The 14,918-nt window shown below is 65.7% G+C and carries 12 protein-coding genes; 11 read left to right on the top strand and 1 reads right to left on the bottom strand.

Going from position 1 to position 14,918, the window contains the following annotated elements:
- The first annotated feature begins 302 nt into the window (after positions 1-302).
- From AC07NY_RS00815 to AC07NY_RS00800, 4 genes are all read left to right on the top strand, one after another.
- Positions 303-3,845 carry an indolepyruvate ferredoxin oxidoreductase family protein gene (locus AC07NY_RS00815; protein ID WP_494581043.1) on the top strand — a complete coding sequence of 1,181 codons (3,543 nt, stop codon included), beginning with the start codon at positions 303-305 and terminating at the stop codon, positions 3,843-3,845.
- 166 nt (positions 3,846-4,011) lie between these two features.
- Positions 4,012-4,686, top strand: coding sequence for a Crp/Fnr family transcriptional regulator (locus AC07NY_RS00810; protein ID WP_454654673.1), 675 nt, complete (start codon positions 4,012-4,014; stop codon positions 4,684-4,686).
- 78 nt (positions 4,687-4,764) lie between these two features.
- Positions 4,765-4,971 carry a hypothetical protein gene (locus AC07NY_RS00805; protein WP_492285897.1) on the top strand — a complete coding sequence of 69 codons (207 nt, stop codon included), beginning with the start codon at positions 4,765-4,767 and terminating at the stop codon, positions 4,969-4,971.
- 81 nt (positions 4,972-5,052) lie between these two features.
- Positions 5,053-5,358 carry a hypothetical protein gene (locus AC07NY_RS00800; RefSeq protein ID WP_492285898.1) on the top strand — a complete coding sequence of 102 codons (306 nt, stop codon included), beginning with the start codon at positions 5,053-5,055 and terminating at the stop codon, positions 5,356-5,358.
- Between the two features lie 90 nt (positions 5,359-5,448).
- Here AC07NY_RS00800 and AC07NY_RS00795 read toward each other — a convergent pair whose 3' ends face one another.
- Positions 5,449-5,847, bottom strand: a complete 399-nt coding sequence (locus tag AC07NY_RS00795) for a VOC family protein (RefSeq protein WP_494581040.1) — start codon at positions 5,845-5,847, stop codon at positions 5,449-5,451.
- A 271-nt stretch (positions 5,848-6,118) separates the two neighbouring features.
- Here AC07NY_RS00795 and AC07NY_RS00790 point away from each other — a divergent pair, with 271 nt between their 5' ends.
- The 7 genes from AC07NY_RS00790 to AC07NY_RS00760 all read left to right on the top strand — a co-directional run bounded on the left by AC07NY_RS00790 (position 6,119) and on the right by AC07NY_RS00760 (position 14,830).
- Complete coding sequence (locus AC07NY_RS00790) at positions 6,119-8,101, top strand: AMP-dependent synthetase/ligase (RefSeq protein WP_494583638.1); 1,983 nt, start codon at positions 6,119-6,121, stop codon at positions 8,099-8,101.
- An 11-nt stretch (positions 8,102-8,112) separates the two neighbouring features.
- Positions 8,113-8,913 (top strand): ABC transporter ATP-binding protein, encoded by an 801-nt coding sequence (locus tag AC07NY_RS00785; RefSeq protein WP_492286107.1) that lies wholly within the window; start codon positions 8,113-8,115, stop codon positions 8,911-8,913.
- A gap of 172 nt (positions 8,914-9,085) precedes the next feature.
- Complete coding sequence (locus AC07NY_RS00780; RefSeq protein ID WP_336810493.1) at positions 9,086-10,000, top strand: branched-chain amino acid ABC transporter permease; 915 nt, start codon at positions 9,086-9,088, stop codon at positions 9,998-10,000.
- 13 nt (positions 10,001-10,013) lie between these two features.
- On the top strand, positions 10,014-11,093 hold the full coding sequence (locus AC07NY_RS00775) for a branched-chain amino acid ABC transporter permease (RefSeq protein ID WP_494581038.1): 1,080 nt from the start codon (positions 10,014-10,016) through the stop codon (positions 11,091-11,093).
- Between the two features lie 105 nt (positions 11,094-11,198).
- A complete protein-coding gene (locus AC07NY_RS00770) occupies positions 11,199-12,527 on the top strand; it encodes an ABC transporter substrate-binding protein (protein WP_494581036.1) in 1,329 nt (442 codons plus the stop codon).
- A 180-nt stretch (positions 12,528-12,707) separates the two neighbouring features.
- Positions 12,708-13,553, top strand: coding sequence for an ABC transporter ATP-binding protein (locus AC07NY_RS00765; RefSeq protein WP_494581034.1), 846 nt, complete (start codon positions 12,708-12,710; stop codon positions 13,551-13,553).
- Between the two features lie 44 nt (positions 13,554-13,597).
- Positions 13,598-14,830, top strand: coding sequence for a phenylacetate--CoA ligase family protein (locus tag AC07NY_RS00760; protein ID WP_494581033.1), 1,233 nt, complete (start codon positions 13,598-13,600; stop codon positions 14,828-14,830).
- The last annotated feature ends 88 nt before the right edge of the window (positions 14,831-14,918 follow it).

Here is a 14,918-nt window from a genome sequence, read left to right as displayed (position 1 = left end):
CCTCCGTGATCCCGCTTGCGTGGATCATGGTTAAGCGATCGTCAACGGGCGCGTCGTCGCGCTTGATCGCTGCGACAGCCTTCCCCGCCAAACGGGGCCAAATCGCGGCGCCTCCTGCGTAGCGCGCACCGGCCGCGCCCGCAAATCTCTGGACCGGGCCGTGAAAACTGGAATGATACCAGATCAATTGACCGCCTCCGGTCGATATGTCAGCCTTGCTGACATATTCGCCGCAGAGACGGCGAAGCATGAGGCCGGGATTACCGGCCCGTCGGCGGGAACGATGATCCGGGAGGCCGAACATGGCCGAGACACCGCGGAAATCCGGCACCGAGGCGGGAGCGCTGCGGAGCGTCGCGCTCGACGACAAATACGATCTCGACAAGCGAGAGGTCTTCCTCACCGGTACGCAAGCCGTCGCCCGCATGCTGCTGATGCAGCGCGAGCGTGACCGGCAGGCTGGGCTCGACACGGCGGGCTTCGTCTCCGGCTATCGCGGCTCCCCGCTCGGCGGGCTCGACCAGCAATTGATGCGGGCGTCCAAGCCGCTCAAGGCAGCCAATATCGTCTTCCAGCCGGGTCTCAACGAGGATCTGGCCGCCACCGCGATCTGGGGCACGCAGCAAGCGGGGCTCAGCGGCGAAGGCAAGCATGATGGTGTCTTCGCGCTCTGGTACGGCAAGGGGCCCGGCGTCGACCGCTCCGGCGACGTCTTCCGCCACGGCAACATGGCTGGCACCGATCCGAAGGGCGGCGTGATCTGCCTGATGGGCGACGATCACACGGCGGAATCCTCGACCAACGCCCACCAGACCGAATTCGTCCTGGTCGACCGGATGATGCCGATCCTCAACCCGGCCGGCGTGCAGGAGATCATCGATTACGGCCTGCACGGCATTGCGCTCTCGCGCTTCGCCTCGGTCTGGGTCGGCATCAAATGCGTCAAGGACAACATCGAATCGACCGCATCGATCGATGGCTCGCTCGACCGCGTCAGCATCGTTACGCCGACGGATTACACCCCGCCGCCCGGCGGCCTCGCTATCCGCCGCGAGCTCGATTTCGTCGAGCAGGAACGCCGGATGCATCTCTACAAGCGCGATGCGATGCTGGCCTATCTGCGCGCTAACAAGCTGAACCGCATCGTCACCCATGGCGGCAAGAAGCCGCGCATCGGCATCGCCACGGTCGGCAAATCCTATCTCGACGTGCAGCAGGCGCTCGCCGATCTCGGCATCGACGAGGTCCGCGCCAATGATCTCGGCATCCGCCTGTTCAAGCTCGCCTGCCCCTGGCCGATCGATCCGGCCGAGCTGAAATCCTTCGCTGGCGGGCTCGACCTGATCATGGTGGTCGAGGAGAAACGTTCGCTGATCGAGGTGCAGGTCCGCGAGGAGCTTTACGGCGCCAAGCACCAGCCGATGGTGATCGGCAAGAAGGACGAGAACGGCGACTGGCTCTTCCCGGTCCATGGCGCGCTCGACCCCAACGATATCGCGATCGCGCTGGGCGGCCGCCTGCTGCAATACCGCGACGACCCGGCGCTCCGCGCCCGGCTGGAGGAGATCGCCGCGGCGCAGGGCCGCCTCGCCGAGGCGCAGGAGATCGCCCGCCGCACGCCCTATTTCTGCTCGGGCTGCCCGCATAATTCCTCGACCGTGGTGCCTGAGGGCTCGCGCGCCTATGCCGGCATCGGCTGCCATTACATGGTGCAGTGGATGGACCGCGACACCGCCGGCTTCACCCAGATGGGCGGCGAAGGCGCGAATTGGGTCGGCGAGGCGCCGTTTTCGAAGCGCGGCCATGTCTTCCAGAATCTCGGCGACGGCACCTATACCCATTCCGGCTCGCTCGCGATCCGCTGGGCCGTCGCCTCCGGCGTTACCCTCACCTACAAGCTGCTCTACAACGACGCCGTAGCCATGACCGGCGGCCAGCAGGCGGAAGGGCATCTCTCGCCCGACCAGATGGCCCGGCAGGTCGCGGCCGAGGGCGTGCAGCGCATCGCCGTCGTCAGCGACGACCCCGGCAAATATCCGCCGGGCACGCAATGGCCGGCCGGCACGACGCTCCACCATCGCGACGAGCTCGACGCCGTCCAGCGCGAACTCGCCACGGTCTCCGGTGTCTCGCTCCTGCTCTACGACCAGACCTGCGCCACCGAGAAGCGCCGCCGACGCAAGCGCGGCGCCTATCCGGACCCCGACAAGCGCGTGATCGTCAACGAGCTCGTCTGCGAGGGCTGCGGCGATTGCGGCGTGCAGTCGAACTGCGTCTCGGTCCAGCCGCTGGAGACCGAATTCGGCCGCAAGCGCCAGATCGACCAGTCGAACTGCAACAAGGACTTTTCCTGCGTGAAGGGCTTCTGCCCGTCCTTCGTCACGGTCCATGGCGCAAAGCCCAAGAAAGCCGACCCGCTCCGGCTCGATGCCTCGGCGCTCAGCGAAGCCGAACTGCCCGAACCGATCGTGCCGGCGCTCGACCGCAGCTTCGCGGTGATCGTCACCGGCGTCGGCGGCACCGGCGTCGTCACCATCGGCGCCATCCTCGGCATGGCCGCGCATCTCGAAGGCAAGGGCTGCGGCATGATCGACATGGCCGGCCTCGCCCAGAAGGGCGGCGCGGTCTTCAGCCATGTGAAGCTCGCGCCGCATCCGGACGATATCCATGCCATCCGCGTCACGGCGGGGCAGGCCGATCTCGTGCTGGGCTGCGACCTCACCGTCACCGGCTCGAAGAAGGTGCTCGGCGCGATCCGGCCCGAGCGCGCCGCCGTGATCGTCAACACGGCCGAGAGCCTGCCGGGCGACTTCACCCGCAATGCCGATTTCTCGCTGCCGACGGAGCGGCTGAAGCGGGCGATCCTCTCGGCCGCCGGCCGCGAGCAGACACATTTCATCGATGCGACCGCGGCCGCCGTCGCCTTTCTCGGCAATGCCATCGCTGCCAACATGTTCATGCTCGGCCATGCCTGGCAGCTCGGGGCCGTGCCGCTCTCTCGCGAGGCCCTGATCAAGGCGATCGAACTCAATGGCGAGGCTGTCGCCATGAACAGGCAAGCCTTCGATCTCGGCCGCCGCGCCGCGCATGATCCCGAAGCCCTCGCCGGCCTCCTGTCGCAGACCAGGGCGGCAACGCCCGCACGCCAGCTTTCGCAGACGCTGGAAGAGATCATCGAGCGCCGCGTCGCCTTCCTGACCGCCTATCAAAACGCCGCCTATGCGGCGCGCTACCGTCATCTCGTCGCCCGCGCCCAGACGCGGGAAGCGGCGGTGATGCCCGGCCAGACGGCGCTCAGCGAGGCCGTTGCCCGCAACCTCTTCAAGCTGATGGCCTATAAGGACGAATACGAGGTCGCCCGGCTCTACAGCGACGGCGCCTTCCGCAAGCAGGTCGCCGCGACCTTCGAGGCGGAAGCCGGCGACGGCAAGCCATTGCGCTACGAGTTCCACCTCGCCCCGCCGCTGCTGGCTCGGCGCGATCCCAACACCGGCCTGCCGCGCAAGCTGAGCTTCGGCCCGTGGATGATGGGCGCCTTCTCCGTGCTGGCGAAGCTCAAGGGCCTGCGCGGAACCGCCTTCGACATTTTCGGATACACCGACGAGCGCCGCACCGAGCGCCGGCTGATCGCGGATTACGAGGCGCTGTTGAATGAGCTGCTGACCCGTCTCGCGCCGGAGAACCACGCGCTCTGCGTGGCGCTGGCCGCGCTCCCGGAAAAGATCCGCGGCTTCGGCCATGTCAAGGAGCGGCATCTGAAAGCGGCAAAGACCGAGGAGGCGATGCTGCTTGGGCAGTTGCGCGATGGGCCGCCTGCCAGCGCCTTGCCGCAGGCTGCGGAATAGCCGGCAGCGCTCCGCACCGTCATGCTCGGGCTTGACCCGAGCATCTCGTGAGAAGAAGGCTCAGGAGCCTCTTCCTGAAGGAGATTCTCGGGTCTACGCTCCACTTCGCCCGAGAATGACGCCACGCCTCCCGAAGCCTGCTTCTGCAACCCGGACAACCGCCACCTTGATCACCCCCGAGGAACTGCGCGCCATCGCCTCCTGGTCCCACGACCTGTCCGAGGCCGAGTTCGAGGAGGCGCGGCGTGGCATCTCCTTCAAGAGCTACGGCAAGGGTGCCTCGATCTGCCATGTCGGCGACCGGCTCGAGGCTTGGACCGGCGTGGCCGAGGGGCTGGTCAAGATGGCGACGACCTCGAAGACCGGCAAATCGGCGACCCTCGCCGGCCTGCGCGCCGGCGCCTGGTTCGGCGAGGGCACGGTGATCAAGGCCGAGGCGCGCCGCTACGAGCTGGTAGCGCTGCGCGAGTCGCGGATTGCCCTGATGCGGCGCTCGACTTTCCTCTGGCTGTTCGAGCATTCGGCGGCCTTCAACCGCTTCCTCGTGCACCAGTTCAACGAGCGCCTCGCGCAGTTCATCTCGCTGGCCGAGACCGAGCGCACGCTCGATTCCACCGGCCGCCTCGCCCGTAACCTCGCCTGGCTGTTCAACCCGATCCTCTATCCCGATCTCGGCCGCACGCTGGCGATCTCGCAGGAGGAGCTTGGCATGCTCGCCGGCATCTCCCGCCAGATGGCCAATCAGGGCCTTGCGAAGCTCGCCGATCTCGGCCTGATCGAGCTCGGCCATGGCAGCGTCACTATCCGCGACCTCGACCGGCTCGCCCGCTACGAAGGTTGAAAATTGTTGCAGGGCACCAAATCGCGTTTCGCGCGTTCCTTCTCCCGAACAGCCACGGCTGAGAAAGGAACCGCCCCTATGTTTGGCCTCCTCGACCTCATGACGAAACGGGTCAACGACCAGATCGCCGAATACGCTGCAGCCCAGTCCGACATCGCCCGCCGCCTCTGGGGCAATTGGCTCGATCCGTTCCACGCCTGCAAGCCTGTGAAAGTCCGCGCCACCCGCGGGAATCCCGGCTGGGCGTCGGAGCATTCGCCCGCGCAGCAGCGCCGTCATATCTGAACGGCAGCCAACACCGGCATTCAGGTAACATTGCGCCGGGACTTGCTTTGATGAAGCACGTCGAAAGAGAAGGAGACGACCATGCGTGGAATTCTTGTAGCCGCTGGCCTTGCTCTCGCTGCGATCGCCGCAACACCGGCCGCAGCCGCGCCCGTGACGCTCCCGCAGGCCGACGCTCTCGATCGCCTGCCCGCCGAATACACCCGCCACAACCGCGAACACCGCATGTGGGAAATCGAGCGCAACATGGAGCGGCAGGACCGGTATGGCCGTCATCGCTACGGCCGCGACTATGACCGTGGCTACGGCTATGGCCGTCGCCACGGTGGCCCGCCGCCCTGGGCACCGGCTCATGGCTATCGGCGCCATCACTACGAGCGCTTCTGACGAGCGCCCGCCACGATTCAGCGGCCCGGCATCCCCGGATGGCGGGCCTTTCTACACCTCCGACAGAGGTTTCAGTCACGGCAGAGGCGGCTACACCGGCGCGTTGAACACCGCCTCGATCGCATAGCCGTCGGGATCGACCACGAAGGCCGCGTAGTAATGCGGCCCGTAATGCGCGCGCAGGCCAGGCGCGCCGTTGTCGCGCCCGCCATGTCGAAGCGCAGCCTCGTGGAAGCGATCGACCGCCCCACGATCCGGCGCGGCAAAGGCGAGATGGAAGCCCGGCCCCGGCGGCGTCTGCCCCTCAGGCCTGTGCTTCAGCGCGAGCTTGTCGCCCCCGCCCGGCACACCGTAGCCGACCGCCTGCCCGGCTTCGCCCGGTCGCAGATCCTGCCAGACCCTGATATAGCCGAGCGGCGCCAGCACCGCGTCGTAGAAGGCGCAGGCACGCGCGATATCGGCAACACCGAAAGACAGATGATGAAGCATGAGTCGGTCCGCCATCGCCGCGGACACGGCTCCGCCCGCCGATTCATTCTGCCGAATTCGTGAGGAAAATCAGGGCTGAAGCAGAAAGGTCGCGCAACACAACTGCGTGAAAAGCAAACTTCGGCGGGACAATAGTCACCAAAAGGCGAATTGTCTGTCAAGCGGGTCCTTGCAAGGATGATGGCCGCCTGCAAGTCTTGCATGAGAACGAGGCCGGAAACCGGCCCGCGGAAGTCGCCACGACGCATGGCGGCTCGACAGGGAGAACGCAATCGTGGCAAGCGGCACCGCCGGCCAGGCGGATACCTTTCCGAAATTGCTGTTGCGCAACGCGAAGGAGCGCGCCTCGCGCGTCGCCTTCCGCCACAAGGATCTCGGCATCTGGCAGTCCTGGAACTGGGCGGAGGTCGCGGAGCATGTCCGCAACTTCGCCAAGGGCTTGGCAGACCTCGGCCTGAAGCGCGGCGAGAAGGTCGCGATCATCGGCCAGAACCGGCCGCGGCTCTACTGGTCGATGTGCGCGGCGCAATGGATCGGCGCGATCCCCGTCCCGGTCTATGCCGATGGCGTCGCCGAGGAGATGGCCTATGTCCTCGACCATGCCGAGGCCGTCTTCGCCGTGGTGCAAGACCAGGAGCAGGTCGACAAGCTGCTCTCGATCGCCGATCGCCTGCCGCATCTCCGGCACATGCTCTATGACGAGCCTCGGGGCCTGCGCGACTACGACCACACCAAGCTCCACGCCATCGAGACCGTGATCGCTGACGGCGCCAAGGCGCTGAAGGACCCGCAGGCGCAAGCCGCGCTTGCCCGCGAGATGGAACAGGGCCAGGGCTCCGATCTCGGCATCATCCTCTACACCTCCGGCACCACCGGGCGGCCCAAGGGCGTGATGCTCAGCCATTACAACGTGCTGATCGCCGCCGAGATCGGCTGCGGCTTCGACGGCCTCAACGAGACCGACGAGGTCATCGCCTATCTGCCGATCGCCTGGGTCGGCGACCACGTCTTTTCCTACGCGCAGGCGATGCTGGCCGGCTTCTGCGTCAACTGCCCGGAAAGCCCGGACACGGTGATCGACGATCGCCGCGAGGTCGGCACGACCTACGCCTTCGCCCCGCCGCGCGTCTTCGAGAACATGCTGACCGTGACCATGGTGCGCATGGAGGATGCAGGCCGCCTGAAGCGGAAGATGTTCCACTACTTCCTGGATGTCGCGAAGCGCTATGGCGAGCAGATCCTGAACGGCGAGAGCGTGCCGCTGAAGGGCCGCCTGCTCTACAAGCTCGGCGATTGGCTGGTCTACGGCCCGCTGCGCAACCGCTTCGGCCTGACCAATATCAAGGTCGGCTACACCGCCGGCGAGGCGATCGGCCCCGAGCTTTTCCGCTTCTATCGCTCGATCGGCATCAACCTGAAGCAGCTCTACGGCCAGACCGAGGCCGGCGTTTACATCACCATGCAGCCCAACGGCGAGATCAAGGCCGATACGGTCGGAAAACCCGCGCCGATGGTCGATATCCGCATCGACGACAATGGCGAGGTGCTCTACCGCTCGCCCTCGATCTTCGGTGGCTATTACAAGGACCCGGACAAGACCGCCGAGACCATGACCGCCGACGGCTATGTCCGCTCCGGCGATGCCGGCTTCTTCGACGAAGGCGGCCATCTCAAGATCATCGACCGCGCCAAGGATGTCGGCAAGCTCGCGAATGGCGAGCTGTTCCCGCCGAAATACATCGAGAACAAGCTGAAATTCTATCCGAACATCAAGGAAGCCGTCGCCTTCGGCCAGGGCCGCGACCATGCCACCGTCGCGCTGAACATCGACCTCATCGCCGTCGGCAACTGGGCCGAGCGCAACAACGTGGTCTACGCGTCCTATCAGGAGCTCGCCGGCCACGATCTCGTCTACGACATGATCGCGAAGCATGTCGACGAGGTGAACCGCTCGCTCGCCTCCGAACCGATGATGGGCGGCGCCCAGATCAAGCGCTTCCTGATCCTGCACAAGGAACTCGACGCCGACGACGGCGAGCTCACCCGCACCCAGAAGGTCCGGCGCGGCTTCATCGCCGAGCGCTACGCCCCGCTGGTCACCGCGCTCTATGACGGCTCGGACGCTGCCGACATCTCGACCGAAGTCACGTTCGAGGACGGCCGCAAGGGCGTGATCTCGGCCCGCGTCAAGGTGCGCGACGCCAAGATCTACCCGACCGGGCAGGAGGCGCCGTCGCCGGCGAAGGCGGCATGAACGCGGAGCCGATGAACGTGACGGGCACTCCCATCCGCGCCAAGGGCGAGGTTCTGCTCTCGGTCGAGAACATCTCGCTGCGCTTCGGCGGCGTGAAAGCGATCACCGATGTCTCCTTCGACATCCGCAAGGGCGAGATTCGCGCCATCATCGGGCCGAACGGCGCCGGCAAGACCTCGATGCTCAACTGCATCAACGGTTTCTACCAGCCGCAGGAAGGCCAGATCGTCTTCAAGGGTGAGCGCCGCGCCAAGATGCGCCCGCACCGCGCCGCTGCCGGCGGCATCGCCCGCACCTTCCAGAACGTCGCGCTGTTCAAGGGCATGTCGACGCTCGACAACATCATGACCGGCCGCACGCTCAAGATGAAGAAGGGCTTCTTCTGGCAGGCGCTGCGCCATGGCCCGGCGATGCAGGAGGAGATCGCGCATCGCCGCGTCGTCGAGGACATCATCGACTTCCTGCAGATCGAGCACATCCGCAAACTGCCGGTCGGCAAATTGCCCTACGGCCTGCAGAAGCGCGTCGAGCTTGGCCGCGCGCTCGCCATGGAGCCGGAGCTGCTCCTGCTCGACGAGCCGATGGCCGGCATGAACCTCGAGGAGAAGGAGGACATGTGCCGCTTCATCCTCGACGTGAACAACCAGTTCGGCACGACCATCGCCCTGATCGAGCACGATATGGGGGTCGTCATGGACCTGTCCGACCGCGTCGTCGTGCTCGAATACGGCCGCAAGATCGCCGACGGCACGCCGGAAGAGGTCAAGGCCGACCAGCGCGTCATCGATGCCTATCTCGGCGTGGCGCATTGAGGAGCGTGGAGACATGAGCGACATCGCCACCCGCCCCGCCCCGAACCTTCTCGCCAACCCGCTGGTCAAGGCTGGCCTGATCGTCGCCGCCGTGATTGCGGCGCTCGCGATCGGCGTCCGGCTCGATTCATCCAATACGCTCTATGCGATCTTCGTCGACCCGTTCCAGCAGATGGTCCAGGCGCCGGACCTGCTGGTGCAGACGGTCTGGGAAGGCCTCGTCTCCGGCGTGCTCTACGCGCTGATCGCGCTCGGCTTCGTGCTGATCTTCAAGGCGTCGGGCGTCTTCAACTTCGCTCAGGGCATCATGGTGGTGTTCGCGGCGCTGACGCTGGTCGGCCTCTACGAGAAGGGCGTTCCGGCCTTCCTCGCGGTCATCCTGACGCTCGGCGTGATGTTCGCGCTCGCCGTCACCATCGAGCGCGTGGTGCTGCGTCCGCTGGTCAACCAGCCCGACATCATCCTGTTCATGGCGACCTTCGGCATCACCTATTTCCTGATCGGCTTCGGCGAGTCGCTCTTCGGCGGCAATCCCAAGCAGATGATCGCCGAGCAGCTCTACCTGCCGAAAGGCGCCGTCGACCTGCAGATCCTCGGCGGGCTGGTCTCCTTGCAGAAGATCGACATCGCCGCCGCCCTCATCGCCTCGCTGATGATCGCCGCGCTCGCCGCCTTCTTCCAGTATACCCGCATCGGCCGCGCGTTGCGCGCCGTCGCCGACAGCCACAAGGCCGCGCTCTCGGTCGGCATCTCGCTCAACCAGATCTGGGTCATCGTCTGGTTCACCGCCGGCATTGTCGCCCTGATCACCGGCATCATGTGGGGCGCCCGCTCGGACGTGTCCTTCGCGCTGGAGATCGTGGCGCTGAAAGCGCTGCCGGTGCTGATCCTCGGCGGCTTCACCTCGATCCCCGGCGCCATCGTCGGCGGCCTGATCATCGGCATCGGCGAGAAGCTCGGCGAATTCTACTGGGGCCCGCTGATCGGCGGCGGCATCGAGAGCTGGCTCGCCTATTTCATCGCCCTGGGCTTCCTGCTGTTCCGGCCGCAGGGCCTGTTCGGCGACAAGATCATCGAACGTATCTGAGGAGCCGGACGACATGCTTTACCGCGAGGCCGGCCAATACAAATCCACCTATTCAGCCGACATGGCGGTCTTCCCCTTGAAGGAGGACCGGATCGGCATCGCCGTCATCTTGGCGATCGCTCTCGTCGCCATCCCCTTCCTGGGCAGCGACTTCTTCATCGCCTCGGTGATGATCCCTTTCCTCGTCTTCTCGCTGGCGGCGATCGGGCTCAATATCCTCACCGGCTATACCGGGTTGATCTCGCTCGGCACCGCCGCTTTCATGGGGGTCGGCGCCTATAGCTGCTACAAGCTGACCACCTTCTTTCCGGGCGTGAACATCATCGTCCTGATCCTTGTCTCGGGACTGTTCTCGGCCGGCATCGGCGTGCTTTTCGGCCTGCCCTCTTTGCGCATCAAGGGCTTCTACCTTGCGGTCGCCACGCTCGCCGCGCAGTTCTTCCTGCAATGGGCCTTCGTGCGCGTGCCGTGGTTGTTCAACTACAACGCCTCCGGCGCGATCGAGGTGCCGCAGCGCACGCTGTTCAACATCCCGCTGACGGGCGCGGCCGCGACGCCGGAGACGCGCTATTTCGTCTGCCTCGGCCTCGTCGTGGTACTGACCTGGTTCGCCTCCAATATCGTCCACGGCAAGCTCGGCCGTTCCTGGATGGCGGTGCGCGACATGGACATCGCCGCCGAGCTGATGGGCATCAAGCTGCTCAACGCCAAGCTCGCCGCTTTCGCCGTCTCCTCCTATTTCTGCGGCGTTGCCGGCGCGATGATGATCTTCCTCTGGTACGGCGGCGGCGAGGCGGCTGACGTGTTCTCGATCCGCCTATCCTTCAACATCCTGTTCATGGTCATCATCGGCGGCCTCGGCTCCCTGATCGGCTCCTTCTTCGGCGCGGCCTTCCTCTCGATCCTGCCGACGGCGCTGAAATTCGGCCTGCCGGCGCTGGGCATCCCGATCGCGGGCGCCGCCGCCGAGCACGTCACCTTCATGCTGGTCGGCGCGCTGATCATCACCTTCCTGATCGTCGAGCCGCACGGCCTCGCCAGGCTCTGGCAGATCGGGAAGCAGAAATTGCGGACGTGGCCCTTCCCCTATTGAGGCTTAAGGGATGAGCCCAAGAAACGACCGGCGACAGTGAAGCGCCGGCGGATAAAGACCGATCCGACAGCAGTCTGGTCGGGAGGAAACGAACGGAGGAAGTCCATGAAGACCAGCAATCTGTTGAAGGGCGCAGCGCTCGGAGCCCTGTTAGCCACCGGCACGCTTGCCCCGGCCCTAGCGCAGGACAGCGTCTATTTCGCCAACAACGCCTATCGCACCGGGCCGTTCTCGGGCTCAGGGATTCCGATCGGCGACGGCATGCGCGACTACATCACGATGATCAACGAGCGCGACGGCGGCGTGAACGGCGTCAAGGTCATCTACGAGGAGTGCGAGACCGGCTACGACACCAAGAAGTCGATCGAGTGCTACGAGCAGGCCAAGTCGAAGAATACCATCGTCTACTCACCCTGGTCGACTGGCGCGACGCTGGCCGCGATCCCGCGCGCCCATGTCGACAAGATCCCGATCCTGTCCATGGCCTACGGCCTATCCTCCTCGGCTGACGGCACGAACTTCCCCTGGGTCTTCATCCCGCCGTTGACCTACTGGGACGGCGCCTCGCTGATGGTGAAGCACATGGCGGCCGAGCTCGGCGGCATGGACAAGCTCAAGGGCAAGAAGCTTGGTCTGATCCACCTCGACGCCCCCTTCGGCAAGGAGCCGATCCCGGTTCTCGAGAACCTCGCCAAGAAATACGGCTTCGAGCTCAAGCTCTATCCGGTGGCCGCTGCCGACATGCAGAACCAGGGCTCGCTCTGGCTCTCGATCCGCCGCGATCGGCCGGACTTCCTCTACAACCAGGGTTGGGGCGCGATGAACCCGACCGCAGTGAAGGAAGCGATCAAGAACAACTTCCCGATCGGCAAGCTGGTCGGCGTCTGGTGGGCCGGCGGCGACGACGATGCGCGCGCGGGCGGGCCTGAGGCCAAGGGCTACAAGTCGTTGAACTTCAACGCCGCAGGTCAGAATTTCCCGGTGATCCAGGACATCCTCAAGCACGTTGTCGACAAGGGCAAGAGCACGACGCCGAAGGATAAGGTCGGCGAGAACCTCTATAATCGCGGCGTCTACAACTCGATGCTGGTCGTCGAGGCGGTCCGCACGGCGCAGAAGCTGACTGGCAAGAAGGTGATCACCTCCGAAGACATGCGCCGCGGCCTCGAGAGCCTCAATGTCGACGAGGCCAGGCTCAAGGAGATCGGCATGGCGGGCTTCGCCTCGCCTGTGAAGATCAGCTGCGCCGACCATTCCGGGCACCACAAGGCCTATGTCGCCGAGTGGGACGGCAGCAAGTGGACGCAGAAGGGCGATTGGATCGAGCCTCTGAAGGACGAGGTCCGGCCGCTGATCGAGTCCAACGCCAAGGACTATGTCGAGAAGGCCGGCAATTGGCCGAAGCGCACCGAAGCCTGCGAGAAGTCGTCCTGATCTGACGGCAGCCGGCGGCGGCTCCCGCCGCCGCTCTTCCTTCTCCCCTCGGGGGAGAAGGTGTCTGCGAAGCAGACGGATGAGGGCAGACCTGCTCAGCTCTCATCCGTCATTTCCCTCATCCGACCCGGCTGACGCCGGGCCACCTTCTCCCCCGAGGGGAGAAGGAAGGAGCGTGAGATGTCGACCGCCACCCTCGAAAAACAGGCCGCCACGACCGCGAGCGACACCATCCTGTCGCTCAACAATATCGAGGTCATCTACGACCATGTCGTGCTGGTGCTGAAGGGCGTCTCGCTCACCGTGCCGCGCGCGGGCATCGTCGCGATCCTCGGCGCCAACGGTGCCGGCAAGACCACGACGCTGAAGGCGATCTCCAACCTGCTCAAGGCCGAGCGCGGCGAGGTCACCAAGGGCTCGATCGTTTTCGACGGCGAGCGCGTCGACAAGATGTCCCCGAACGAGCTGGTCCGGCGCGGCTGCATCCAGGTCATGGAGGGCCGGCACTGCTTCGGCCATCTCTCGATCGAGGAGAACCTGCTGACCGGCGCCTTCACCCGCCGCGACGGCAATGCCGCGATCAAGCGCGACCTCGAGAAGATCTACACGCTGTTCCCGCGCCTGAAGCAGCGTCGCTCGTCGCAGGCCGGCTACACCTCCGGCGGTGAGCAGCAGATGTGCGCCATCGGCAGGGCGATGATGTCGAACCCCAAGATGATCCTGCTCGACGAGCCCTCGATGGGTCTCGCCCCGCAGATCGTCGAGGAGATCTTCGAGATCGTCCGCCAGCTCAATGCCGACGAGGGCGTCTCCTTCCTCGTCGCCGAGCAGAACACCAACATGGCGCTGCGCTACGCGACCTACGGCTACATCATGGAGACCGGCCGCGTCGTCATGGACGGCGAGGCCAGGATGCTGCGCGAGAACGAGGACGTGAAGGAATTCTATCTCGGCGTCGCCGAGGGCAACAAGAAGTCCTTCCGCGAGGTGAAGAGCTACAAGCGCCGCAAGCGCTGGCTGTCGTGACCCCAAGCGATCCGGCACCGCACCCCGACAGACGAGACCCTGCCATGACAGAGCACCACGACGCGCTCGAAACCCGCTCGCCTGCCGCGCGCGAGGCCGATCTCTTCGCCCGCCTGCCGGCGGTGCTGGCCGCGGCCCTGAAGGCACCGGCCTATGCCGAGCGGCTCGCCGGCATCGACCCCGCCGCGATCGTCGACCGCAAGGCGCTGGCCAGCCTGCCGATCCTGCGCAAGGCGGAACTGCCTGCGTTGCAGAAAGCCGCCCTGCCCTTCGGTGGCTTCGTCGCGGAGCCGCCCGGCTCCTTCGGCCGGCTCTTCACCTCTCCGGGCCCGATCTTCGAACCCGAGGGCACCGCGATCGACAGCTGGGGCGCCGCGCGCGGCCTCTTTGCCGCCGGCTTTCGGCCGGGCGATATCGTCCTGAACACGCTGAGCTACCACCTGACGCCCGGCGGCTTCATCATGGATTCGGCCGCCCGTGCGCTCGGCTGCGCCGTGATCCCGGCCGGCCCCGGCAATACCGAGCAGCAGATGGAGGTGATCTCCGCCTATCGCCCGAGCGCCTATGCCGGCACGCCCGATTTCCTGAAGATCCTGATCGAGGCGGCCGAGACGCGCGGCATCGACATCTCCTCGCTCAAGCGCGCGGTGGTTTCCGGCGCCGCCTTCCCGCCCTCGCTTCAGGCCTGGGTCCGAGAGCGCGGCATCGACGCCTACCAGCTCTATGCCACCGCCGATGTCGGCGTCATCGCCTATGAGACCCCGGCCCGCGAAGGCATGGTGCTGAACGAGAACCTGATCGTCGAGATCGTCCGGCCGGGCACCGGCGATCCCGTCCCGGAAGGTGAGGTCGGCGAGGTCGTGATCACCAATCTCGACCCGCATCATCCCCAGATCAGGCTCGCGGTCGGCGACCTCACCGCCGTGCTGCCGGGCGCGAGCGCCTGCGGGCGCAGCAACACCCGGATCAAGGGCTGGATGGGCCGCGCCGACCAGACCGCCAAGATCAAGGGCATGTTCGTGCGCCCCGAGCAGGTCGCCGAAATAGCCAAGCGCCATGCCGAGATCGCCAAGCTCCGCCTCGTCGTCGGCCGCGCCAACGAGACCGATACGATGACGCTGAAGGCGGAGATTTATGCCGAGCCTGCAGGCTTCGTCGACGCGGTCTCCTCGACCTTGCAGCAGGTGACGAAGCTGAAGGGGGCCGTGGAAATCCTGCCGCTCGGCGCGCTGCCGAACGACGGCAAGGTCATCGCCGACGAGCGACCTATCGGGTGAACCTGGCCGTCATTCTCGGGCGAAGCAGAGCTTCGACCCGAGAATCTCTTGCCGGGTAAGGCGCCTTTCCTGCACGAGATGCTCGGGT

It is taken from the genome of Allobosea sp. GW821-FHT09G06 (genome assembly GCF_059416005.1).
Note: the sequence above shows the minus strand (reverse complement) of the source record. Positions and strands in the feature narration are given on the sequence as shown.

What these genes read in the sequence shown, in the direction of transcription:
- AC07NY_RS00800 (WP_492285898.1), top strand. Translation starts at nt 5,053, where the DNA reads ATGCGTGGAATTCTTGTAGCCGCTGGCCTTGCTCTCGCTGCGATCGCC.
- AC07NY_RS00815 (WP_494581043.1), top strand. Translation starts at nt 303, where the DNA reads ATGGCCGAGACACCGCGGAAATCCGGCACCGAGGCGGGAGCGCTGCGG.
- AC07NY_RS00760 (WP_494581033.1), top strand. Translation starts at nt 13,598, where the DNA reads ATGACAGAGCACCACGACGCGCTCGAAACCCGCTCGCCTGCCGCGCGC.
- AC07NY_RS00770 (WP_494581036.1), top strand. Translation starts at nt 11,199, where the DNA reads ATGAAGACCAGCAATCTGTTGAAGGGCGCAGCGCTCGGAGCCCTGTTA.
- AC07NY_RS00780 (WP_336810493.1), top strand. Translation starts at nt 9,086, where the DNA reads ATGGTCCAGGCGCCGGACCTGCTGGTGCAGACGGTCTGGGAAGGCCTC.
- AC07NY_RS00775 (WP_494581038.1), top strand. Translation starts at nt 10,014, where the DNA reads ATGCTTTACCGCGAGGCCGGCCAATACAAATCCACCTATTCAGCCGAC.
- AC07NY_RS00805 (WP_492285897.1), top strand. Translation starts at nt 4,765, where the DNA reads ATGTTTGGCCTCCTCGACCTCATGACGAAACGGGTCAACGACCAGATC.
- AC07NY_RS00765 (WP_494581034.1), top strand. Translation starts at nt 12,708, where the DNA reads ATGTCGACCGCCACCCTCGAAAAACAGGCCGCCACGACCGCGAGCGAC.
- AC07NY_RS00795 (WP_494581040.1), bottom strand. Translation starts at nt 5,847, where the DNA reads ATGCTTCATCATCTGTCTTTCGGTGTTGCCGATATCGCGCGTGCCTGC.
- AC07NY_RS00785 (WP_492286107.1), top strand. Translation starts at nt 8,113, where the DNA reads ATGAACGTGACGGGCACTCCCATCCGCGCCAAGGGCGAGGTTCTGCTC.